We start from the raw sequence: 21,945 nt of genomic DNA, 5'->3' as shown, positions 1-21,945 counted from the left end.
TTAACTATGAAAATCGCTTTAGCGCAAATTAATTGTACTGTAGGCGATATCGCTGGCAATACGGACAAAATTCTTGATTACGCTAACCGCGCGCATGCCGCTGGTGCTAGCTTAATCGTCACGCCAGAACTGGCTTTATGCGGTTACCCACCAGAAGACTTGTTGTTTAGAGATGACTTTAATACAGCGTGTGAGCGCGCACTGCAAAAAATCGCACGTGCACTACCCAATATCACCTTACTGATTGGCCATCCGCATTTAGAAAATGAACAGCTTTTCAATGCGGCTTCCATTATTGAAAATGGGCAAATCACGGCCACTTATCACAAACAATGCTTGCCCAATTACAGTGTTTTTGATGAAGAGCGCTATTTTGAGGCTGGCAATACTCCTTTGGTTTTTGAGCATTTGGGCACTCAAATCGGCGTCATCATTTGTGCTGATGGTTGGGAATCTATACCCGCAATCCGCGCTGAGCAGGCAGGTGCAGAACTATTGATCTCTCTCAACGCCTCGCCCTACCACATAGATAAACTAGTGACTCGCCATGAAGTATTGGCTGAGCGCGTGTCCGAAACCGGCTTGAGCGTGATATATGTTAATTTAGTCGGTGGACAAGATGAGCTGGTATTTGATGGCGGTTCATTTGTGTTGGATAACACGGGTAAAGCCACACAACAACTACCTAATTTTGTTGAAGCATTAAGTTTTGTAGAATACGTCAATCATCAACCACAACCAAACGCAATCAGCCCACAATTAAGCCTTGAAGCAACTGTCTACCATGCGCTTAAATTAGGTTTACAAGATTATGTGAATAAAAACGGTTTTCCAAGCGTTGTGCTGGGGTTATCTGGTGGTATAGATTCTGCGTTAACACTGGCGATTGCGGTAGATGCTTTGGGTAGCGAGCGCGTCAAAGTTGTGATGATGTCATCCGAATTTACCGCTAACATCAGCGTAGATGATGCCATTGAAATGGCCAATTTGGTCGGCGTTAAATATAGTCAAATTCCGATTAAAGATTTATTTAACTTATTTTGCGACACGCTTGCGCCAGAGTTTGGCAATTTGCCATTTGATACTGCAGAAGAGAATTTACAAGCACGCATCCGCGGCATGTTGCTGATGGCGCTTTCTAATAAATTTGGCAGCATTGTGCTTACTACCGGCAATAAATCCGAAATGGCCGTTGGCTACAGCACTTTATATGGTGATATGGCAGGCGGTTTTTCATTGCTCAAAGATGTGCCGAAAACGCTGGTATATAGACTGGCAGAATATCGCAATAGCCTTTCAAATGTCATTCCAACACGTATCATCACGCGCGCACCAAGCGCAGAACTGCGCGCCAACCAAACTGACCAAGACAGCTTACCTGCTTACGAAATTTTAGATGCCATTATGCAAGCTTATGTGGAAGACGACTTAAGCCGGAATGCGATTATGCAACTGGGATTCAGCGAAAAAGATGTGCTTAAAGTGACAAACCTGATTGATCGCAACGAATATAAACGCCGCCAAGCGCCAGTTGGCGTTAGAATTACACAACGTGGTTTTGGTAAAGATAGACGTTACCCTATTACCGCTAAATTAAAATTCGATTCGTAATTTTTAATAGCTATTTTTAAATATACGGACCAAATGATTTATTTTAATAGCAAATTTGTGGCGAAATAAAATAGAATCCTTACTTAGATAAAATCCATATCTAGCAAAACCAATTAATAGCAAAATCAGAACCAAAAATAGTATCAATACCAACTTACGGGAGCGAATATGAAAAAAATTGAAGCGGTGATTAAACCATTTAAGCTAGATGAAGTACGTGAATCGCTTTCTGAGATTGGTGTAAATGGCTTAACAGTAACCGAAGTAAAAGGTTTTGGACGCCAAAAAGGTCATACTGAACTGTACCGCGGCGCAGAATATGTCGTCGATTTCTTACCTAAGATCAAGATTGAACTGGTTGTAACCGACGAAATGGTTGAAGCCGCAATGGAAGCGATTATTAATTCGGCACATACTGGCAAAATTGGCGATGGCAAGATTTTTGTTAGCGCCATTGAACAAGTGATTCGTATTAGAACAGGTGAAACGGGCGAATCCGCGATTTAGCTTTTGACATAAATTAAGCGTTAACTTGCCATTAACTCTCTGATTTAAAGCACTCGCAAAAGTGAGTGCTTTCCGTATTTAATTCAGGTTGTTGTTATCTATTATTAATTTTGCAATTTTTATAAATGCCAACAATCCTAAAAACAATTCTCTTACTGACTGTCGCAAACGTCTTTATGTCGTTTGCGTGGTATGCACATCTTAAAGAGCTCAACAATAAACCTTGGATAATCGCCGCGCTCATTAGCTGGGGTATTGCATTGGTGGAATATCTGTTCCAAGTGCCCGCTAACCGTATTGGCTTTACGGTATTGTCGCTCGCGCAGCTGAAAATGCTGCAAGAAGTGATTACATTGAGTGTGTTTGTACCATTCGCGGTTTTTTATATGCATCAACCGCTTAAGCTGGATTTTTTATGGGCGGGTTTGTGCTTGTTGGGTGCAGTGTATTTTATGTTTCGCACTCATATTTAATAAGCATTTAAATCGATAAAATAAATACAATTAAATTAAAAATAAGCGCCTGACATAATCCAAATCCTCTTGCGTATCCACACCACTTGCTGGTGCATTTTTAGTAATCGTCACACCAATCTTATAACCATGATGCAACACACGTAGTTGTTCTAAACTTTCAATTTTTTCCAGCTCTGTACTGGTTAACTCTGCATATTGCTTTAAAAATCCTACGCGATATGCATAAATGCCAATATGCCGATAGGCTTGAATATTATCTTTATAAACGTCATCTCGCGGATATGGAATTGGCGCGCGGCTGAAATACAAAGCGTTACCATTGGCGTCTATCACCACTTTAACGATATTGGGATTTAGAAAGCTAGCTTCATCATGAATGCGATGACAGGCTGTCGCCATCACGGCATCTTGGCTATTAGCCAAGTGTTGAGCGACTTCGGCGATTAATGCAGGCTCAATTAGTGGCTCATCTCCTTGCACATTGACGACAATATCACCATCCGCCCAGTTGAGTTTATGTGCGACTTCGGCGATTCTATCGGTACCAGAAACATGATCGATACGTGTCATGACGGCTTTAATATCATGCTGTGCGGCAATGTGGCTGATTTTCTCAAAATCCGTTGCAATGACAATTTCACTTGCGCCACTTTTTGCCGCCTGCTCCGCCACACGTATCACCATCGGTTTGCCAGCAATATCCAGCAATGGCTTACCTGGCAAACGCGTACTGGCATAACGCGCAGGAATCACAACTTTAAATGTCACTTAAATTATCCGCAGATTTAATAGTTAAGTATTTTACTAGTTCACTACTTTACTGGGCCGCTTTTTCGTCAGTGCCTATTTTTTCATCCGGGCCGATTTTTCGCGCTTCTTCCTGCAACATCACCGGAATCCCATCACGAATGGGATAAGCTAATCGCGCAGATTTAGAAATGAGTTCATTGTTTTTTTTATCCAAAATCAATGGCCCTTTGGTAACGGGACAGACTAAGATATTGAGTAATTTAGAATCCATGTTAATGCCTTAATATGTGCAATATATAATCAAAACTTAATGCTTGCGATGCTGCAATTTTTGCAACACTAGCTGCATCAAATCGCCTTCAATGTTCGCCTCAATCGGCAACACCCAATAATTTGACTTGGCAAATTCTTTACATTTTACGGCATCTTTTTCAGTCATCAATAAAACATCACATTCCATTTTTGCCAGATCAAATGCAGTAAATGGATGATGATCATCGAAACTAGCTGAAGCAAAGTTTAAACCTAATTGACGTAAATGCTCAAAAAAACGGGCTGGGTTGCCAATTCCCGCCAGCGCTTTCACACTTTTACGCTTAAAATCAGCAGCCGTTGCTTTCAAAGTAGGATCCGCTAGATTGTAAAATTCTGAGCCAATTAACTGCATTAAGTAAGCATTTTCAACACTTGCTGGATGATTTATTTCTGTACTTAATTGTCCATTTTTGATCACAGCGTCAACCGTTTGCAGGCGACTAATAGACTCTCTTAATGATCCGGCAGGCAACAAATTAGCGTTGTTTAAATAATTTTCGCTATCGATAACTGCAATTTCCATATCACGCCGTAAACGGTAATGCTGCAAGCCATCGTCGCTGATAATCACATTACATTCTGGATGTGCCTTTAGCAACTCAGCGCCAACTTGCATGCGGTTTGCACCGACCCAAATTGGGCAACCACACCGATTTGCGATTAGTACTGGCTCATCACCCACTATTTTTGGATTACTGTTAGCGTTAACTGCGGTAGCTAATTTGGTGCTACCGCCATAGCCGCGACTGATGACCGCGGGATGAAAACCTAACTGTTTCAAATGCTGCACCAACCAAATAACCACGGGCGTTTTGCCGCTACCACCCACGTGAATATTACCGACGATAATCACAGGAACTGGCAATGCATGCGATTTAAGCAAACCTTGCTTATAAGCCATGCGCCTTAATAAGGTTAGCAGCGCAAAAAGCCAAGAAAGTGGTACCAACACAACATAATAAAGTGCATTTTTTTTACGCCACGCGCGTTTAATAATTTCTTGAGTTAGAGTCATCGTAACAAGCGCAATCTCATCATGCAGATTCTATTAATCAAATTCTTTTTGGTATAACTTACTGTAGTAGCCATTTTTAGCGATTAACTCCTGATGAGAGCCAGATTCGACAATTTCGCCTTGATCCATCACCAAAATTCTATCGGAATTTTCAATCGTGCTGAGGCGATGTGCAATCACAATCGTCGTGCGGCCTTGCATTAAAGTATCTAAAGCTGCTTGTACGAATTGTTCAGACTCCGTATCCAGGGCACTAGTTGCTTCGTCTAACAATAAAATAGGCGCATTTTTAAGGATGGCACGCGCAATGGCAATACGCTGACGCTGACCACCAGATAAGCGCACGCCTCTATCGCCAATCTCATTTTGCAAACCATCTGGCAACTGCTGAATAAATTCCCATGCGTGTGCTGCTTTGGCCGCTTCAATCACTTCTTCTTCAGTCGAATCGCGTAGTGCGCCATAAGCAATATTGTTGAAAACGGTGTCATTAAACAACACGATATCTTGACTGACTAATGAATACTGACTGCGCAGATTTTTCAATTCCAACGCGCGAATATCTATACCATCCAGCAAAATGAAGCCTTGTTGCAACTCATAAAAACGTGGCAATAAATTCACCATCGTGGTTTTACCACCACCAGAACGCCCCACTAGAGCCAACTTTTCCCCGGGTTGAATGGTAAAACTTAAGTTATTCAATGCCAGTTTTTTGGCGTTGTTATAACGTAAGCTCACATTTTTAAATTCAATGCCGCCTTTGGCACGTTGAATGATTTTTTCACCATCATTGATTTCTGACTGACTATCAATGATCTCAAACACGCTTTGCGCTGCGGCCAAACCAATCTGAAACTCTTCATTTGCTGCGGTTAAATGTTTAATTGGCGCAATTAACATCAATAAAGCACCGACAAATGCAGCAAACTCACCAGCACTAAATTTACCGATCGCGTAATAAACCACTAAACCCAAGGCAATCGCCGCCAAAAATTCAATCACCAAGCTATTTAAGCCAGAAATGCGCGTTAAGCGTAATTCAATATTACGATTGTTGCCAACGATTTTGCCAAATCGATTTGTTTCATACTCACCTGCACCAAAAATCTTGACGATACGCTGACCTGCAATCGCCTCTTCAGCCGCTTTGGTCATATCGCCCATGGATTCTTGCACACGCTTAGCACTGCTGCGCAATCTAGGCGTCATTTTGCGCAAATAAATTGCCATTAATGGCGTAACGACCACAAAAATTAGTGTCAATTTCCAATCTAAATACAGCATATAACCCAGCAAACCAACTGCGGTTAATGCATCTTGAATAACGGATAACGCGACACGAGTTGAAACGGTAGAAAGACGTTCTGTATCATAAGTGAGTTTAGAAACGGTTACGCTCGAAGAGCCCGCATCAAAATAGCTAACAGGCAATAACATGAGTTTGCTGAACGCTTCGTTTCTAATCACTTCGACCACATGACGCGCTATCCAGCGCATGTAATAGGTGGAAGCAAAGCCCGCCAAAGCGCGAATTGCCATTAAGCCAAACAACATGAACGGCAATATAAGCACTTGATCCGCAGATTGTTTAACGAAACCATCATCGGTCACTTTTTTAATCAGTGCCAAAAAGCCAGTATTGCTGGCAGACAAGATAACCAGCGCAGTAATACTAACTAAAAAATAGATTTTATATTTCCAGGCATAGCGAAACAGACGCAAATAAAGTAACTTTGCGTTAACAATGTGCGGAATAGCTTCTTTTTTACGTGAGGATCTCGACATTAATAGTTCAGTCGAATAGGCAGAGAAAAATGAGCGCGCTTAGATTTAAGATAAAGCAAATTAAGATAAGACAATAAAATATCAATCAATATATAAACGAATAGCTTCCAATTATAAAGCTAACGACACAACTAACAAACTAAACTAAATCCAGTCAAACTAAACTTGGTTAAACTAGATTTAATTAACTTGGCCTACTTGCCTTGTCGAAGCTGTGTGGCGAATGTGATGTGTGTGTAATTCGCTAATCTTGATGCTTCCATCACGTTAACTACCGATTGATGCGTCGATTTCGCATCCGCATTAATCACGATTGTCGGATCTTTTCCAGCGCCAACGGCTTTAGTCAACGCAGCAGAAATCTCATCGACACTACCGCCGCCTACTTCATTGCCATTTACTAGATAACGACCACTCGCATCGACCTCTACCGTAATAATCAGAGGTTTTTCTTGTGGTGTGCTGGCTTCAGCGGTTGGTAAGTTAATCTGTAATTCGCTGGTGCGTGCAAAAGTCGCACTGACCACCAAGAAAATGATAATCACTAATAGCACATCAATTAAAGGCACTAGATTCATCTCTAGTTCTTCGTGCCGTTTACCACGTTGAAAATTCATATTAAACCTTTTGAATCAGCCTGTTAACAATCAATCAGTTATCATTTAATTCGCTTTAAATAACGTCAAGACGAGGGATTTTTTCGTAGACAGTACATATTTGTACGGCAAGAAAAAATAACACTGTATTGGCGTGATTTTAAGTAAATTACTAAATTATTTGCGTTCGTCGTGCAGAATCTCTACCAACTTAATCGCTTGCTGTTCCATATCAACCAACAAACCATCTACTTTTGCACGGAAATAACGATACGTGATCATTGCAGGCACAGCAACGACAATACCTGCTGCCGTATTATAAAGTGCTACTGAAATACCGCGTGCAAACTGGGCTACATCGTGGCCGCTATTGGTGAACGAACCGAACAACTCAACCATACCAATTACCGTACCAAGCAAGCCCAGCAATGGCGCCACTGTCGCAATCGTACCTAATGTAGGCAGATAACGCTCTAATTTATGCGCAACTGCACGGCCAGTTTCTTCAATGGCTTCTTTAGTGATTTCACGTGAGCTTTTAGCATTCGCTAAAGCACTGGCAAATACTTCGCCTAATAATGAATGTCTTTCAAGTTTAGTTAATGTTTCTTTCGTTATGCCGCCTTGGTTTAACCATTTTTGTACTTCAGGTAGTAAATTTGTGGGGGTGACAACTTCTTTGCGTAGCGCCCATGAACGCTCACCGATAATAGCTAACGCAATGATTGAAGCAATAATTAACGGCCAAATTGGCCAGCCAGCGGCCAGAATAATTTCCCACACAGCACAACTCCTTATGTTTTAAAAAACTGCTGCTACTTTAGCTTGAAGCTTTCATTTCGGCAAGTTCCAGTTTGATTAATTTGGGCATTTAATCAACACCCTCATACCTATCGTGCCAATATCGCGGTTGCGCCTGCCGCCAAGCACTAATACTTAACGCTTTATTTGCCTTAAAATCCAATAAAACCGCGCCGTTGTAATCTGATCGATACAGCGCCGTGCCTGCATTTATATAACGTTTTTCGATCTCTTCTTTGGGATGCTTAAACCTGTTCAAGTAACCGACGGTAAAGATAGCTTCTTTAGCGCCAACTGCCTGAATAAAATCCAAAGTTGAAGAAGTTTTGCTGCCATGATGTGGCACGACTAAAACATCGCTTGCCAATAGATTCTGATTTGGTAGACCTTGATTAGTTTGCAATAATTCCGCTTCTGCGGCTTTTTCAATATCACCAACCAATAAAATACTGCCAAACGCGCTGCTGATTTTGATTACGCAACTTTTATTATTATCAGTTAACTGTAAATTTTGGTAACTTTCTTGGCTTGGATATAACACTTGAAAATCCACAGCATCCCATTGCCAATGTTGCCCCGCAAAGCACTTAAAAGTTTTCCCTGTTCGCGCATGCGTTTTCATACTCGTTTTGAAAGCGTCCGGCAAATCAAATGAAGTGGCTAACCAATCAACGGGCATTTGCGCCAATACAGAAGTAGCGCCACCACTGTGGTCGCTATCATCATGACTCACGACAAAACCATCTAATTTAGTCACACCCATACTGCGTAAATAAGGCATGACAATGCGGCTGCCTGCGTCACTTTGTGAAGAATAGCGGCTACCTGCATCATATAAAAAGCTATGACTTGCGGTTTTAATCACCACACTTAAGCCCTGCCCGACATCTAATACACTCACTTGCATTTCGCCTATCTTTAGCGCTGGCGGCTTTACAAAAAACAATGGCAAAAACAATACCAATCCTAGCCAGCGTTGCGGAAAACCGTGCGGTAGCAATAGCCATAACGTGCCGAATACCGCCGTTAACATTGCCCAAACAGGTGGTGCTGGCTGTTGCCAAACCGCCATCGGTAAATTTGCAAGCCAATTCAAACCGTGCATGCAAATATCCAACACCCAATGTGCCAAGTGCAACACGAAATCTACGGGTAACAGCGCGCCAACAATACTTAACGGCACAACGACTAAGCTGATAACAGGAATGGCAAGCGCGTTGGCCAGCGGTGAAATAACCGAAGCTTGCCCAAACATCACGATTAATAACGGTAACAAACCCAGTGTAATCGCCCATTGCGTCCTTACTGCCTCAACAAACCAATGTTGCGCTTTCAGCCTGCCAACACTTACATAAGCGATAATCGCCACTGCAGAAAACGATAGCCAAAATCCAGGCGCAATCACAGCCCACGGATCGATTAACACCACTACCATTAACGCGATAGATAATGCACGTGAGATAGCTATATTTCGTCCCAATAACAACGCCAGTGCGAATGTCATCAACATAAATAAGGTGCGTTGCGTAGGTACTGATAAACCGGCTAAGCACGCATAAAGAATCGCAACGATTAATCCGGCAATTGTCGCTGCTTTTCGCGTGGGAAAAAGTAGCACTAAATTAGGTATGCGCCGCCAAACAAAAGCGGTTATTACAAAAGCTAAACCCGCCAGCATAGTGATATGTAGCCCAGAAATACTCATCAGATGATTAGTACCTGTGCGTAAATACACAGTCCAATCTGCTGTTGAAATTTGACTATCGTCACCGATTACCAGCGCACGGATCACGCCAGCGTAAGGCTGATTGATTAAAGTGTTTGAAATGCGATTACCCACTTTTTCGCGATAATATTCAACGATATAATTCGGCCTAAACACAAAGTTGCTTAACTTTTTATGATCACCTTTTTGATTAATACTACCAGTGGCTCGCATATTCTCACTTAAAGCCCACGCCTCAAAATCAAAACCATGTGGGTTATAAGTGGTGTGCGGGCGTTTTAATTTCACACTGAATTGCCAGCGTTCTCCAGCGTGAAAATAATTATTTTCGCTATTAATATCTTGTGGGATATTTTCTGAGTTTGTAAATTGAGGAGTAAATTTACTGTCGCGATAAAAATTAAGTGAAATATGCGCAGGCACTTTTAGGCTGTTTGTGGCGTCTTGAGTTAACACTTTTTCTACATCAAATTGAAATCGTTCGCCGCGCTCAATCGCTTCTGGCAGCGTGGCAATCACGCCAATCAATTCAATATTTTTTTGTTGCCACTCTTTGGGCAATTCATCGTTTAATCTTAAGCTGGCAAAGCTAGCAGCCCAATAAAAACCCAACAAAACTGCGCAGATAAATAAACTTAACCTTCGAAAATGCTGAATATTTTTCGAGTTAAATATCAGCGAGTATTGATTTGAAATATTTTGAGTCGGATTTTTAGTTAAGTCACGTTGAAATTTAGCGGCTCTAAAAGCTAAAAAAGCCATTGGCAAAATGGCTGAGTAGACATAAATACTGGGCAATTCAGGCTGTTGCTGCAGCAACCAAGCTCCTAACACAAAGCCAATTGCAAACAGATTGATCACGTTAATTAACCACTTATATTAATCAAACGTTTATTAATCCAGCGTTTGTAGCTTACCATCCACCAAGCGATATTGGCGTTGCATTTTGGCGGCTAAACTTAAATCATGCGTCACAACGACTAAACTGGTGTTTTGCGCTTTATTGATTTCCAGTAACAAATCGAAGACCAAATTAGCCGTCACTCTGTCCAAGTTGCCAGTCGGTTCATCCGCCAATATGCAAGCGGGTTTTGTCACCAACGCGCGTGCAAGCGCTGCGCGCTGTCTTTCGCCGCCAGAAAGTTCGCCTGGCATATGCTCTAAACGATGCGTTAAACCCACTTGAGTGAGAATTTCTTTTGCCGCTTCTAATGCTTTGGCACGCGAAATGCGGCGAATCAACAATGGCATGGCGACATTTTCGATTGCAGTAAATTCTGGCAATAGATGATGAAACTGATACACAAAACCCAAGCTTTGGTTACGCAATTGGCCTTTTTGCGTTTCTGATAATCCACTTAAATTTTTGCCAGACAAACTCACCGTGCCGCTGGTTGGCGCATCTAAACCACCGAGCAAATGCAACAAGGTACTTTTACCCGAACCAGATGTACCGACAATGGCGATTTGCTCACCTGCGTTTACGCTTAAATCGATGCCATTTAAAACCGCGACATCCAAACCTGTATAAGTTTTCTTTAGCGCATCACATTGAATAATGGCGTCTTTGTTAAGTTGATTATTCATATCTTAATGCCTCAGCAGGATTGATTTTAGAGGCTTTATAGCTGGGATAAAGTGTCGCTAAAAGACTTAACACAAAAGACATCACAATAATGGTGAACACATCTGGCCATTCCACTTTGGATGGCAAATCACTGATGTAATATACATCTTTTGCCAAAAACTGCACATGGAAAACGCTTTCTATAAACGGCACGATAGTACCGATATTCAGCGCAATCAACACGCCAAGCACCGCACCTAATACGGTGCCAATCATGCCGATTAATGCGCCTTGCACAATAAAAATTCGCATAATGCTACCTGGGCTGGCGCCAAAAGTACGCATAATGGCAATATCTGCGCGCTTATCAGTCACCGCCATCACCAAAGTAGACACGATATTAAATGCAGCAACTGCCACGATTAAGGTCAAAATAATAAACATCACACGTTTTTCTAACTGCACGGCTTTAAAGAAATTAGCATGCTGTTGTGTCCAATCGGTCACAAAATAGCTGCTTGTGCCCTCTTTACTTAAGTCTTGCGATAATTGCAAAGACATTGCAGGCGCGTCGAATAAGTCATCCAATTTCAAACGTAAGCCCGAAACGTTATTACCCATGCGATACAATTTTGACGCATCATCAATATGAATTAAGGCTAAACCTGCATCATACTCATACATGCCAATTTGGAATAAACCCACCACTCTAAATTGTTTAATGCGTGGCACAACGCCAGTTGGCGTAAATTGACCTTGCGGCGCCATTAACACAACCTTTTCGCCAACACCTACGCCTAATAAATGCGCTAAATCAGCTCCTAACACAATATTAAATTCGCCAGCACGCAAATCGTCCAAACTGCCCGCTTTCATATGACGGCCTAAATCGGCCACTTTATCTTCTAGCTTAGGCAACACGCCGCGTACGATTGCGCCTTGTACGCCTTGGCCATAACTCAGCATACCTTGCGCCATTACATAAGGTGCGCTGGCTTTCACTTTTGGGTTAGCTTTCACTTCCTCTGCCAGCGTAGGCCAATCACTTAACTGATTATTCGCGCCAGTAATTTCCAAATGCGAAGCGACGCCTAAAATGCGGTTACGCAACTCTGCCTGAAAACCGTTCATCACGGAAAGTACAACGATTAACGCCGCAACCCCGAGTGCGATGCCGACCATGCTGGTGAGTGAAATAAACGAAATAAAATGATTTTTGCGTTTGGCTTTTGTGTAGCGCAAGCCGACAAACAGTTCAAATGGCAATTTCGATTCGATTGTTGAGGTTATTTTTGAGATTGGTGACATAGGCAGAATCTTAGCAGTTAATGCGATTAAGATTCCAGTTTTTAGCGGGCTATTTTAATAGCAGACTTTATAATATTCAGCTTAAGATCAAGCTGGATATTTAGTTAAAAAATCTAGATATTTGGCTAAAAAATAAGGTTAAGTACTTTAAATTAGTATATAAAACTTAAGGCTTTATATACTAATCGCCACACTGACCCAATCGCGCTGTTTGCGCTCAAGTGCGCCAGCCTGCACTATTTTATCTTTGCCATTGATATGAACCATATATTGGCTACCGCTTTTATATTCGTTTCTTGGCAAGATTAATGAAGCTTTTTCGTTATTCTCCAGCCCATCTTCTTGTGTAATAAACACACCAGAAAATATATTAAGCTGGCTAAAATTCACTGAACGATTGTCGCTACTATCAATTAAAAAATAACCACTTTCTGCTTCAGTTTCATTATTTTTATCAATGCGCGCAACTTTAGTTAATGCAGAGTGCGCACCTAAAACCTCTAATCCAGCTCTAAATACGCCACTGACTAGTTTACGCACACTTCTTATCTCAGCAATCATCAATGTATTTTTGTCATCTACCGTTGTGTAGCCCACTAGCACACCAGGCTCAATCCAAGCACTATACTCTTTGCCCAAATCCACCGCAAAACCAGCAGCGCTCTCATCCACCATCCACCAATTTTCGTTACCAAAATAGCGCTGATGCATCTTAATGTTCACAATGGGTGCAATATTATTTTTACGCTGTTGCGCTAATCTAAAGTCTAGCGGAATACTCTCTTCTTTTCTCTCAACCACAGCGCTCGCATTAATCGCTTTTAATCGCTCGCAAATATTGTCTAAGCCATGGCTAACATTCAATAATTTGCTATTTTTATGCCGAGATTCTTTTCTGCGCTGGCGCTCAAAACCCTCTACGCACCATTCTGCACGTAATTTTTTAAATAATTTAAGCACCACTGATGGTGGCGCCACTTTATCTAAACCAAATGCTGTTAACGGTTTTTGTGTAGCTACCGCACACAAATAAGCTTCAATTTGATCCACAACGCGCGTAGTTTTCCAAAAACGGTACTCCGCGTACTTTTCAACTGAGCGTATTCTTTCTGGGCCTTTGTCGCCTTCTAACTGAATAAAAAACTGCATTTTATCTTGACGATATTTATTCAAGATCAATGGGTTAGTCGCCCAAATCTTCAATACTTGTTCCGTTAGTTGAATTTGTAATCGACTGTAATTACCTTTATGTAAGGTATCCATCATAAAACCCAGCTTTAAAATCGTTGCAATGCTAGTTTCTTTTCTGTGGAAGTTATACATGAACAAATTCTTGTTCATAATCGCCAAATTTTCAGCAAGTCTGATGACATTATGGACAGTTGTCCACATGCCTGCCGGCGCAGGTTGATCGTCAAAATAGCGCCATTTCGCCATCGAAAAAGCCGCATTCAATAAACGGCATAAAATCAAATTAATTTTATCTTCCGCCAGAACAACTTTAGCTTGGCTTTGATAGCACGCCAAAAATTGCGTGTATGAAACATATAATTGACGGTAATACAAATAAGCTGCGTTATAAATACTAAATTCTAATTTTTTATTTATTTTCAATATAGTCAAGTACTTATGCGTTTCCTTCTTCGCTTGACGATAAGTATTTCTATCAATTTTCAGCACTAATTCGATTTGGTTTTTGGCCTCATAAATCGTTTCGAATTGGATTTTAGATAATTGCTGCCTAGTTTCAATCAGCACATCTAACGCTGCCATTTCGGGCAAAGTATGTAACCAGCCGAGCGTTTTCTGCATATCTTGCGGTTGGAAAATCGATTGAATTTTGTGCATCATTACTGACAACATTTTGCAAACCTAACTAATGGTGAAGTTTCTTCATTTACACTTTGCAAAATGCGTACCATATATTTAAATCAATTAAATAAACCAGCATTTTCTGGTTTCTGTCACATTCAATAGTGGGCTAAAGATAAAAATTCCAGAAATTAATAATTCAAGCCACCCGCTGATTAAACTGAACTGTTAAAATAGTGCGATGTTTACAGGAATTATTCAAGCGGTCGGGCATATTGAATCGACAACTCAAGTGGGCAATGACATTCAATTAGTCATTCATGCTGAAAATTTAGGTTTAGAAGATGTGATTGTGGGTGACAGCATTGCCGTAAATGGTGTGTGCTTAACTGCAACGCAACAATCTCAAACGCATTTTCATGCACACGTTTCCACAGAAACACTGAATGTCACTGTCGGCCTTAATCAGCCGCAAGCCGTCAATTTAGAAAAGGCTTTGCGCTTAAATGACCATTTAGGCGGACATTTGGTCAGCGGTCATGTGGATGGCGTGGGCACGGTGATAGCATTTACCGATTTAGGCGAAAGTTGGACGTTAACCATTGAAGCGCCGCATGCGTTATCGAAATACATCGCAAAAAAAGGCTCAATCTGCGTCAATGGCGTGAGCTTAACGGTGAATAGTATTGAAAAAGATACCTTCAGCATGAATATTATTCCGCATACTTTACAAAATACGACCTTTCACCTACTTAAAGCAGGTAGTCGTGTGAATTTAGAAATTGACCAAATTGCGCGTTATGTTGAACGTATGACAGAATGGGCGCAAGAAAATGATGAACAAAAGAATAATGAAAAGTCCAAATAATGCCACTTGAATCTATTAGCCCTATCACTGAAATCATTGCCGACATTAAAGCCGGAAAAATCGTTATTTTAGTTGACGATGAGAATCGTGAAAATGAAGGCGACTTTGTTATCGCAGCAGAATTTGCAACTGCGGCGCATATTAACTTTATGGCGAAACATGGTCGCGGACTGATCTGTTTAACTTTAACAGAGGCGCGTTGCAAACAATTGAATCTGCCGCCAATGGTGCAAAAAAATGGCACGCGTTTAGGCACGAATTTCACGGTTTCAATCGAAGCCGCCACTGGCGTGACCACAGGCATTTCCGCCAAAGACCGTGCTACTACCATTGAAGCCGCAGTTGCCAAAGACGCTAATCCTAAGAGCATCATTAGCCCAGGCCATATTTTTCCATTAACAGCTTTAGATGGCGGCGTGCTGGTGCGTGCAGGCCACACAGAAGCTGGTTGCGATTTAGCGGCGCTGGCTGGTGTAGAACCTGCATCGGTTATCTGTGAGATTTTAAAAGACGACGGCGAAATGGCGCGTTTACCGGATTTAGTGGAAATTGCGCGGGAACATGGCATCAAAATCGGCACTATTGCTGATTTAATTCATTACAGAAGTGAGAATGAAAAACTGATTGAGCGCGCAGCAGAACGTACTGTTAATACGCCTTACGGCGAGATGCGCTTGATTGCTTATTCTGACAAGATTGCCAACGAAACCCATTTGGCTTTAGTAAAAGGCGAACCTTCTGCCGAAAAAGAAACCTTAGTACGTGTGCATGAGCCGCTGTCAGTTTTTGATTTGTTAGATAGCAGCAGCTGTACACATAGTTGGAATATGCTGCAAGCGATGGAAGCGGTTTCTCAATCAGAATGTGGTGTGATTGTGTTATTGCAACATCGAGAAAGCGCGGCCGATTTAGTGGCGCGAATCAATCACGCGGATGAACCGACGCGCTACAATCAAGAGTTACGCACTTATGGTATCGGCTCACAGATTCTGCTGGATTTAAATGTGCGTAAAATGCGCCTGATGGCAACGCCACGTAAAATGCCAAGCATGGATGGATTTGGTTTGGAAATCACAGGATATTTGGAATGTGGGCAGCAAGAGTCTTAAATTTTTTGAGCTTAAATATTTAAAAAAACTAGACTAAAAATAGTGTTAACTTTTTGTATGAATTATCAGGTTAACCAATTGATTCATTTAAACTAATTCGTGTTAAAATTAAAACCATTGGAAAATATCAATCTCACAGGTCAGTTTCTCATCGCGATGCCCGCCGTGTCAGACCCTTATTTCTCTAAAACCATCACTTATATATGTACGCATAATCAAGATGGTGCAATGGGCGTGATAGTTAATCGCGCAACCGACATTACACTTACCGACCTGTTCGAACAAATCAAACTCGACGCTAATTCATCCACCTTACTGGGAAAAACCGTGCATTATGGCGGCCCAGTGCAAATTGACCGCGGTTTTATTTTGCATACGCCGCTTATCGAATACAACTCAACCATTTTAGTCGGCAACACGATTGCGCTCACCACATCAAAAGATATCTTAGAAGCTGCTGCGGAAAACAATGCGCCAGAAAAAATGCTGGTGGCTTTGGGTTATGCGGGCTGGACACCTGGCCAACTGGAAGAAGAAATACTTAACAATACATGGTTAAGTTTGGATACAAACAATCTGCACGATATTCACGCACTTATTTTCGACGCGCCAAATCATGAAAAATTTGACCTCGCCATGCAGTTAATGGGGCTTAATTTGGCTAATTTATCCGATGTTGCTGGGCATGCTTAAATGATGCAAAGCGACTTACTTAAAAACGGCCCAAAAATTAGATCGAGTAACAGCTTAAGCCAAAGCCATTTGCCGATTTTAGAGCGCAAATATCCGGAAATCACTGGCACGGTATTAGCCTTTGATTTCGGTGAAAAACGCATTGGTGTTGCCGTAGGTGAGACTTTATTAAAAGTAGCGCATCCGCTGACGACAATTGAATCTGAAACCAACGATGCGCGTTTTAACGCCATTGCCACGATTATTGAAGAATGGCGCCCTAGCCTGTTAATCGTTGGCTTGCCAACGCATATGGATGGTGGCGAACATTTGTTAACCAGTTTGGCTAAAAAATTTGCGCAGCGGCTAGAAGGCCGTTTTAATTTGCCTGTGATGATGATTGATGAGCGCCTGAGTTCGGCAGATGCCGCACAAAACTTAAACGCAGCCGGCGTAAAGGGCTTCAAGCAAAAAGGCTTGATCGATGCCGTCGCAGCACAAACCATATTACAATCGCACTTTGATGGACTTTGAACAAAAAACGGCTATGCAACTACCGAATCCTGAAACATTATTAACCGACATTACCACCAAAATTGAGACGCAATTAAATCAAGCGCCATCTATTGGACAGTGCGCTTTTGTAGGCATTCATAGTGGTGGCGTATGGTTAATGCAGCGCATCTTAGCGACTTTAAAATTAGATATTCCTTATGGAACGCTAGATGCCGCGCTATATCGCGATGACTATGCGCAGCGCGGATTAAAAGCGCAATCTAAACCTTCTAATATCGCCTTTAATGTGCAAGACAAACACATTATCTTAATCGATGATATCTTCTACACAGGCCGCACCACGCGCGCCGCGATGAATGAATTATTCGATTACGGCAGACCAGCGAGCATCACTTTGGCAGTTTTAATTAACCGCGGCGGCGCAGAGCTGCCTATTTTGCCGAATATCGTGGGGGCGGAAATTCTGCTCAATCCCAAGCAAAGTTTACAGTTATCGCAAGACACCAAAGGTAAGTTGCATTTAAGCCTAGAAGACAATTTTTCAGAAAACGACTTGTTAAAATAAATTCAGTAAGAAAAATTTAGATAATCCTGACACAGAAAATTTAGTTAATGCCAAATAAAGCCCAATAATGATTAATCCACAACTTGATTCTGACGGCAATCTAAAACACCTGCTCACCATCGAGGGCTTGCCGAAGCGCATACTCAATCAAATATTGGATACTGCTGAAACTTTTGTTGGCGTAGCCGAGCGCGACATTAAAAAAGTGCCTTTATTGCGCGGGAAAACCGTGTGCAATATCTTCTTTGAAAACAGCACGCGCACACGTACTACATTTGAAATCGCCGCAAAAAGATTGTCTGCCGATGTGATTAATCTGAATGTGGGCACATCTAGCCAATCAAAAGGCGAGACGATTTTAGATACGGTGGATAATCTCATCGCCATGCATGCCGATATGTTTGTGGTGCGCCACAGCCAAAGCGGCGCGGCGCATTTTATTGCGCAACATGTGCCAGATAATATTAGTGTGATTAATGCGGGCGATGGTCGTCATGCGCATCCAACGCAAGGCTTGTTAGATGTTTTCACCATTCGTCGCTACAAACCCGATATGCATAACCTGCGTGTCGCTTTGGTGGGCGATGTGCTGCACTCGCGCGTTGCCAGAAGCGAGATTCATGCGCTGACAACACTAGGCGTGCCAGAAGTGCGTGTGATCGCACCCAAAACTTTATTACCGACTGATGTCGAAAAACTCGGTGTGCAAGTTTTCCATGACATGAAAGCTGGCTTAAAAGATGTAGACGTCATTATGATGCTGCGTCTGCAAAACGAACGCATGAACGGCGCGATGCTGCCATCGGCACAAGAGTATTTTAAAACCTTTGGCTTAACACAAGAAAAACTGCAATTAGCTAAACCTGATGCAATCGTCATGCATCCTGGCCCGATGAACCGCGGTGTAGAGATTGATTCTTGCGTGGCGGATGGCAACCAATCCGTTATATTGCCGCAAGTGACTTATGGTATCGCCGTGCGCATGGCAGTTATGGCGATTCTTGGTGGTGGCAGTGTAGGCGGACAAGTAGGGAATAGCGTATGAAAATTCATATTAAAAATGGGCATTTGATTGACCCGAAAAATAAAATTGATGCCCAGCATGACGTTTACATCGCTGCTGGAAAAATCGTTGCTATTGGCAACAAGCCAGCCGACTTTACAGCGAATCAAACTATTGATGCCAGCGGCTTAATCGTTAGCCCTGGCTTTATCGATTTAAGCGCAAGACTACGCGAGCCTGGTTCTGAATACAGCGCAACATTGGTGAGCGAGTTAAATGCAGCGGCAGCTGGCGGCGTGACCAGCCTCGCTTGCACACCAGATACGCAGCCAGTGTTAGATGAGCCTGGGCTTGTTGAAATGCTGAAATACCGCGCCAAACAACTCAACTTGGCGCATGTTTATCCACTCGGTGCATTAACGCGTCAGCTAGAAGGTAAATTACTCACTGAAATGTGTAAATTGACCGAAGCTGGCTGTGTCGGTTTCAGCCAAGCAGACGAAGCCATCATTGATACGCAAGTGTTATGGCGCGCGTGCGAATACGCCTCTACGTTTGGTTTCACCTTGTTTTTACGCGCAGAAGATGATTATCTTGCCAAAAACGGTGTTGCGCATGATGGCGAATTGGCCAGTAGATTGGGCTTAAAAGGCATTCCTGCCGCGGCCGAATGCTTGGCCATCGCCAGCATTTTACGCATCGCGCGCGAAACCAACACAAAAATACACCTGTGCAGATTATCGACTGCCGAAGGTGTTAACCTTGTGCGCGAAGCAAAAAAACAAGGTGTACAAGTCACCGCCGATGTCAGCGCGCATCACTTACATTTAACCGATTTTGATATTGGCTTTTTCAATTCACACGCACATCTCAAACCACCATTACGCAGCATGCGCGATAAAGAGGCCTTATGCCAAGGTTTAAAAGATGGCACGTTAGACGCCATTTGCTCTGACCACACGCCAGTGAATGATGACGCCAAACTACTGCCATTTACTGAATCAGAAGCTGGCGCGACTGGCCTGGAATTATTATTGCCGCTTGCACTTAAATGGGCAGAAAATCAAAAATTAAGCCTTGCAGAAGCGATTGCAAAAATCACTTATCAGCCAGCCCAAATATTAGGCATTAACAGTGGCGATTTATCTATTGGGCGCGATGCTGATATTGCGATTTTTAACCCTGAAAAAATCTGGAAAGTCACGCCTAGCGAATTAAAAAGCCATGGTAAAAATACACCATTTTTGAGTTTAGAAATGATGGGTAAAGTGCAATATACCTTATTACATGGGCAAATTACTTATCAAAGCGCTTGTATAAAAAGCTAGTGCCATTCACTTATTTTTCATGGTGAATTACTCCTAAATAATTTCTGCCACTTGACGTTTTACCAAAAGACGCAGATAGTCTTTAAATTAATTGGAGTTTTGTATTAATTAAGTTTTTGTTTCGATTCATCATTTTATTGGGGAGTAATAATGAGTGCATTTTTTAGTACCTTATCATGCTGCTGGTTTTGGTTGCTTTTAGGCGTTTTAATCGGCTGGCTATTGAATCGTTGGTTGTGCAAATGCTCCAATAAACCCCATCAAACTGAACCTATTCCTGTTACAAAACCAGTTCCTGCGACAAAATCAGAACCGCCGCCTGCTAAATTAGCAGATATTCCTGCCTCAACAGTTGTTACACCAGTACCTGTAGCAAAACCAAAAGCTACGCCAAAACCTGCCAGTTCGGCCATTGATATTGCCGCCGCAAAAGCTGCTGGATTTAGCCTAAAAAATGCCAATGATTTAACGATTGTTGAAGGTATCGGGCCAAAAATCAATGAATTATTGATTGATAGTGGCATTAAAACATTCGCCCAATTAGCCGAACAAACCGTGCCGCAAATACGTGCGATTTTAGATAAAGGTGGCGCACGTTTCCGCATTGCCAACCCAAGCACTTGGGCCAAACAAGCAAAACTGGCATCGGCTAACAAATGGGCTGAGCTCAAAAAACTGCAAGACGAGCTTTCTGGTGGCGTTAAAAAATAACCATTAACAACCAGGGAGTATAACGATGCAAACCAACAATTCTGCGAAAAACCAGGCTAGTTACAACCGCTGGACATGGATAGTTGCACTTATTCTTGCTTTAATATTACTGTGGATGTTGCTCACAGGCCGTGGACCAACTAGTGCTTGTTGCGGCGTTTCAACTGACACTTCAGCTGAAACGACAATACCACCAGTAGAAACATCGCAAACTACCACAGCAACTAGTGGATTCAGTTTTACTGCAACCCAAAGTGAGGTGACTAGCACGGGTGATATTTCAAACATCACTTGGCTAGCTGACTCTGACAAGTTAAAGATGCTATTGAGCGGTGAAGACTTACGTGCGCAAGGTGACGATAAAAAAGTGTTGTTATCTGGCATCGTCGATAGTGAGGCGATCAAACAGCAAAAAGGTACTGATGCACAGGCGTTTTTTGGATCAGCCGTGACGATCGTTAATCAGTTTGTCGTTAAAACTGTTGATTCACCAGTTGCAACAGTTGCACCACCAGCAGCGGTTAAGTTGTATTTCGATACAGGCAAGACTACGTTGCCAAACGATGCCAACACCAGCCTTGCGGCGATTATCGAATGGCTAAAAGCGCATCCTGAAGCCAAAGCAGTTTTGTCTGGTTATCATGATCCTAGTGGCAATAAAGCATCTAACGAAAAGCTGGCTAAAAACCGCGCCGAATCTGTCGAAGATGCATTAGAAGCTGCAGGTATTGATGATGACAGAATCGACAAGCGCAAACCGCAAAGTGTAGATGGCGGAACGGATTTGGCTGAAGCGAGACGAGTAGAGGTTTCGATAGAATAATGAATGTTTTAATGGGTTAAGTTAACCTTAATTAACCAATAAAAAAGCCGATAAATTATCGGCTTTTTTTTATTTGAG

General features: G+C 42.2%; 22 protein-coding genes. 12 read left to right on the top strand and 10 right to left on the bottom strand.

The window, feature by feature from the left end; genetic code table 11:
- Positions 1 to 6: 6 nt before the first annotated feature.
- The 3 genes from METVE_RS0107865 to METVE_RS0107855 all read left to right on the top strand — a co-directional run bounded on the left by METVE_RS0107865 (position 7) and on the right by METVE_RS0107855 (position 2,591).
- Positions 7 to 1,611, top strand: a complete 1,605-nt coding sequence (locus METVE_RS0107865; protein ID WP_020167921.1) for an NAD+ synthase — start codon at positions 7 to 9, stop codon at positions 1,609 to 1,611.
- A 168-nt stretch (positions 1,612 to 1,779) separates the two neighbouring features.
- Complete coding sequence (locus METVE_RS0107860; RefSeq protein ID WP_020167920.1) at positions 1,780 to 2,118, top strand: P-II family nitrogen regulator; 339 nt, start codon at positions 1,780 to 1,782, stop codon at positions 2,116 to 2,118.
- Positions 2,119 to 2,243: 125 nt separating this feature from the next.
- On the top strand, positions 2,244 to 2,591 hold the full coding sequence (locus METVE_RS0107855) for a DMT family protein (protein ID WP_020167919.1): 348 nt from the start codon (positions 2,244 to 2,246) through the stop codon (positions 2,589 to 2,591).
- Positions 2,592 to 2,621: 30 nt separating this feature from the next.
- On the opposite strand, the gene kdsB is transcribed toward METVE_RS0107855, so the two are convergent.
- The 10 genes from kdsB to METVE_RS0107805 all read right to left on the bottom strand — a co-directional run bounded on the left by kdsB (position 2,622) and on the right by METVE_RS0107805 (position 14,311).
- Entirely contained in the window at positions 2,622 to 3,362 is a 741-nt protein-coding gene (gene kdsB / locus METVE_RS0107850; RefSeq protein ID WP_020167918.1) for a 3-deoxy-manno-octulosonate cytidylyltransferase, read from the bottom strand.
- Between the two features lie 49 nt (positions 3,363 to 3,411).
- The gene (locus METVE_RS0107845; RefSeq protein WP_020167917.1) at positions 3,412 to 3,615 is read right to left on the bottom strand and encodes a Trm112 family protein; all 204 of its coding nucleotides are present in this window, start codon (positions 3,613 to 3,615) and stop codon (positions 3,412 to 3,414) included.
- 36 nt (positions 3,616 to 3,651) lie between these two features.
- Positions 3,652 to 4,674, bottom strand: coding sequence for a tetraacyldisaccharide 4'-kinase (lpxK, locus tag METVE_RS0107840; protein ID WP_020167916.1), 1,023 nt, complete (start codon positions 4,672 to 4,674; stop codon positions 3,652 to 3,654).
- A gap of 33 nt (positions 4,675 to 4,707) precedes the next feature.
- The gene (msbA, locus tag METVE_RS0107835; protein WP_020167915.1) at positions 4,708 to 6,462 is read right to left on the bottom strand and encodes a lipid A export permease/ATP-binding protein MsbA; all 1,755 of its coding nucleotides are present in this window, start codon (positions 6,460 to 6,462) and stop codon (positions 4,708 to 4,710) included.
- Between the two features lie 194 nt (positions 6,463 to 6,656).
- Positions 6,657 to 7,079, bottom strand: a complete 423-nt coding sequence (locus METVE_RS0107830; RefSeq protein ID WP_020167914.1) for an ExbD/TolR family protein — start codon at positions 7,077 to 7,079, stop codon at positions 6,657 to 6,659.
- A gap of 156 nt (positions 7,080 to 7,235) precedes the next feature.
- Positions 7,236 to 7,841: a MotA/TolQ/ExbB proton channel family protein gene (locus tag METVE_RS0107825; protein ID WP_020167913.1), complete on the bottom strand. Its 606-nt coding sequence runs from the start codon at positions 7,839 to 7,841 to the stop codon at positions 7,236 to 7,238.
- An 88-nt stretch (positions 7,842 to 7,929) separates the two neighbouring features.
- Entirely contained in the window at positions 7,930 to 10,446 is a 2,517-nt protein-coding gene (locus tag METVE_RS0107820) for a DNA internalization-related competence protein ComEC/Rec2 (RefSeq protein WP_020167912.1), read from the bottom strand.
- A gap of 33 nt (positions 10,447 to 10,479) precedes the next feature.
- Positions 10,480 to 11,172, bottom strand: coding sequence for a lipoprotein-releasing ABC transporter ATP-binding protein LolD (lolD, locus tag METVE_RS0107815; protein WP_020167911.1), 693 nt, complete (start codon positions 11,170 to 11,172; stop codon positions 10,480 to 10,482).
- The gene (locus METVE_RS0107810; protein ID WP_020167910.1) at positions 11,165 to 12,460 is read right to left on the bottom strand and encodes a lipoprotein-releasing ABC transporter permease subunit; all 1,296 of its coding nucleotides are present in this window, start codon (positions 12,458 to 12,460) and stop codon (positions 11,165 to 11,167) included. The genes lolD and METVE_RS0107810 overlap by 8 nt, the downstream gene beginning before the upstream one ends.
- A 174-nt stretch (positions 12,461 to 12,634) precedes the next feature.
- Complete coding sequence (locus tag METVE_RS0107805; protein ID WP_232496441.1) at positions 12,635 to 14,311, bottom strand: hypothetical protein; 1,677 nt, start codon at positions 14,309 to 14,311, stop codon at positions 12,635 to 12,637.
- 202 nt (positions 14,312 to 14,513) lie between these two features.
- Here METVE_RS0107805 and METVE_RS0107800 point away from each other — a divergent pair, with 202 nt between their 5' ends.
- From METVE_RS0107800 to METVE_RS0107760, 9 genes are all read left to right on the top strand, one after another.
- Complete coding sequence (locus tag METVE_RS0107800) at positions 14,514 to 15,140, top strand: riboflavin synthase (protein WP_020167908.1); 627 nt, start codon at positions 14,514 to 14,516, stop codon at positions 15,138 to 15,140.
- Positions 15,140 to 16,249: a bifunctional 3,4-dihydroxy-2-butanone-4-phosphate synthase/GTP cyclohydrolase II gene (gene ribBA / locus METVE_RS0107795; protein WP_020167907.1), complete on the top strand. Its 1,110-nt coding sequence runs from the start codon at positions 15,140 to 15,142 to the stop codon at positions 16,247 to 16,249. The genes METVE_RS0107800 and ribBA overlap by 1 nt, the downstream gene beginning before the upstream one ends.
- Before the next feature lie 117 nt (positions 16,250 to 16,366).
- Positions 16,367 to 16,942 (top strand): YqgE/AlgH family protein, encoded by a 576-nt coding sequence (locus METVE_RS0107790; RefSeq protein ID WP_026362066.1) that lies wholly within the window; start codon positions 16,367 to 16,369, stop codon positions 16,940 to 16,942.
- Positions 16,943 to 17,455, top strand: coding sequence for a Holliday junction resolvase RuvX (gene ruvX, locus METVE_RS0107785; protein ID WP_020167905.1), 513 nt, complete (start codon positions 16,943 to 16,945; stop codon positions 17,453 to 17,455). It begins immediately after the preceding gene.
- Positions 17,456 to 17,468: 13 nt separating this feature from the next.
- Entirely contained in the window at positions 17,469 to 18,002 is a 534-nt protein-coding gene (gene pyrR, locus METVE_RS0107780) for a bifunctional pyr operon transcriptional regulator/uracil phosphoribosyltransferase PyrR (RefSeq protein WP_026362065.1), read from the top strand.
- Positions 18,003 to 18,069: 67 nt separating this feature from the next.
- Positions 18,070 to 19,047 (top strand): aspartate carbamoyltransferase catalytic subunit, encoded by a 978-nt coding sequence (locus METVE_RS0107775; protein WP_020167903.1) that lies wholly within the window; start codon positions 18,070 to 18,072, stop codon positions 19,045 to 19,047.
- The gene (locus METVE_RS0107770) at positions 19,044 to 20,333 is read left to right on the top strand and encodes a dihydroorotase (RefSeq protein WP_020167902.1); all 1,290 of its coding nucleotides are present in this window, start codon (positions 19,044 to 19,046) and stop codon (positions 20,331 to 20,333) included. Before METVE_RS0107775 ends, METVE_RS0107770 begins: the two co-directional genes overlap by 4 nt.
- A 150-nt stretch (positions 20,334 to 20,483) precedes the next feature.
- Positions 20,484 to 21,044: a DUF4332 domain-containing protein gene (locus tag METVE_RS0107765; protein WP_020167901.1), complete on the top strand. Its 561-nt coding sequence runs from the start codon at positions 20,484 to 20,486 to the stop codon at positions 21,042 to 21,044.
- A 25-nt stretch (positions 21,045 to 21,069) separates the two neighbouring features.
- The gene (locus METVE_RS0107760; protein WP_020167900.1) at positions 21,070 to 21,867 is read left to right on the top strand and encodes an OmpA family protein; all 798 of its coding nucleotides are present in this window, start codon (positions 21,070 to 21,072) and stop codon (positions 21,865 to 21,867) included.
- Positions 21,868 to 21,945: the final 78 nt, after the last annotated feature.

The sequence above is a fragment of the Methylotenera versatilis 79 genome, from assembly GCF_000384375.1.
GTDB classification, from domain to species: Bacteria; Pseudomonadota; Gammaproteobacteria; order Burkholderiales; family Methylophilaceae; genus Methylotenera_A; species Methylotenera_A versatilis_B.
Note: the sequence above shows the minus strand (reverse complement) of the source record. Positions and strands in the feature narration are given on the sequence as shown.

Coding starts and splice junctions, on each gene's coding strand:
- METVE_RS0107865 (WP_020167921.1), top strand. CDS start 7: ATGAAAATCGCTTTAGCGCAAATTAATTGTACTGTAGGCGATATCGCT.
- METVE_RS0107860 (WP_020167920.1), top strand. CDS start 1,780: ATGAAAAAAATTGAAGCGGTGATTAAACCATTTAAGCTAGATGAAGTA.
- METVE_RS0107855 (WP_020167919.1), top strand. CDS start 2,244: ATGCCAACAATCCTAAAAACAATTCTCTTACTGACTGTCGCAAACGTC.
- METVE_RS0107845 (WP_020167917.1), bottom strand. CDS start 3,615: ATGGATTCTAAATTACTCAATATCTTAGTCTGTCCCGTTACCAAAGGG.
- lpxK (WP_020167916.1), bottom strand. CDS start 4,674: ATGACTCTAACTCAAGAAATTATTAAACGCGCGTGGCGTAAAAAAAAT.
- msbA (WP_020167915.1), bottom strand. CDS start 6,462: ATGTCGAGATCCTCACGTAAAAAAGAAGCTATTCCGCACATTGTTAAC.
- METVE_RS0107830 (WP_020167914.1), bottom strand. CDS start 7,079: ATGAATTTTCAACGTGGTAAACGGCACGAAGAACTAGAGATGAATCTA.
- lolD (WP_020167911.1), bottom strand. CDS start 11,172: ATGAATAATCAACTTAACAAAGACGCCATTATTCAATGTGATGCGCTA.
- METVE_RS0107810 (WP_020167910.1), bottom strand. CDS start 12,460: ATGTCACCAATCTCAAAAATAACCTCAACAATCGAATCGAAATTGCCA.
- METVE_RS0107805 (WP_232496441.1), bottom strand. CDS start 14,311: ATGATGCACAAAATTCAATCGATTTTCCAACCGCAAGATATGCAGAAA.
- METVE_RS0107800 (WP_020167908.1), top strand. CDS start 14,514: ATGTTTACAGGAATTATTCAAGCGGTCGGGCATATTGAATCGACAACT.
- ribBA (WP_020167907.1), top strand. CDS start 15,140: ATGCCACTTGAATCTATTAGCCCTATCACTGAAATCATTGCCGACATT.
- ruvX (WP_020167905.1), top strand. CDS start 16,943: ATGATGCAAAGCGACTTACTTAAAAACGGCCCAAAAATTAGATCGAGT.
- pyrR (WP_026362065.1), top strand. CDS start 17,469: ATGCAACTACCGAATCCTGAAACATTATTAACCGACATTACCACCAAA.
- METVE_RS0107775 (WP_020167903.1), top strand. CDS start 18,070: ATGATTAATCCACAACTTGATTCTGACGGCAATCTAAAACACCTGCTC.
- METVE_RS0107770 (WP_020167902.1), top strand. CDS start 19,044: ATGAAAATTCATATTAAAAATGGGCATTTGATTGACCCGAAAAATAAA.
- METVE_RS0107765 (WP_020167901.1), top strand. CDS start 20,484: ATGAGTGCATTTTTTAGTACCTTATCATGCTGCTGGTTTTGGTTGCTT.
- METVE_RS0107760 (WP_020167900.1), top strand. CDS start 21,070: ATGCAAACCAACAATTCTGCGAAAAACCAGGCTAGTTACAACCGCTGG.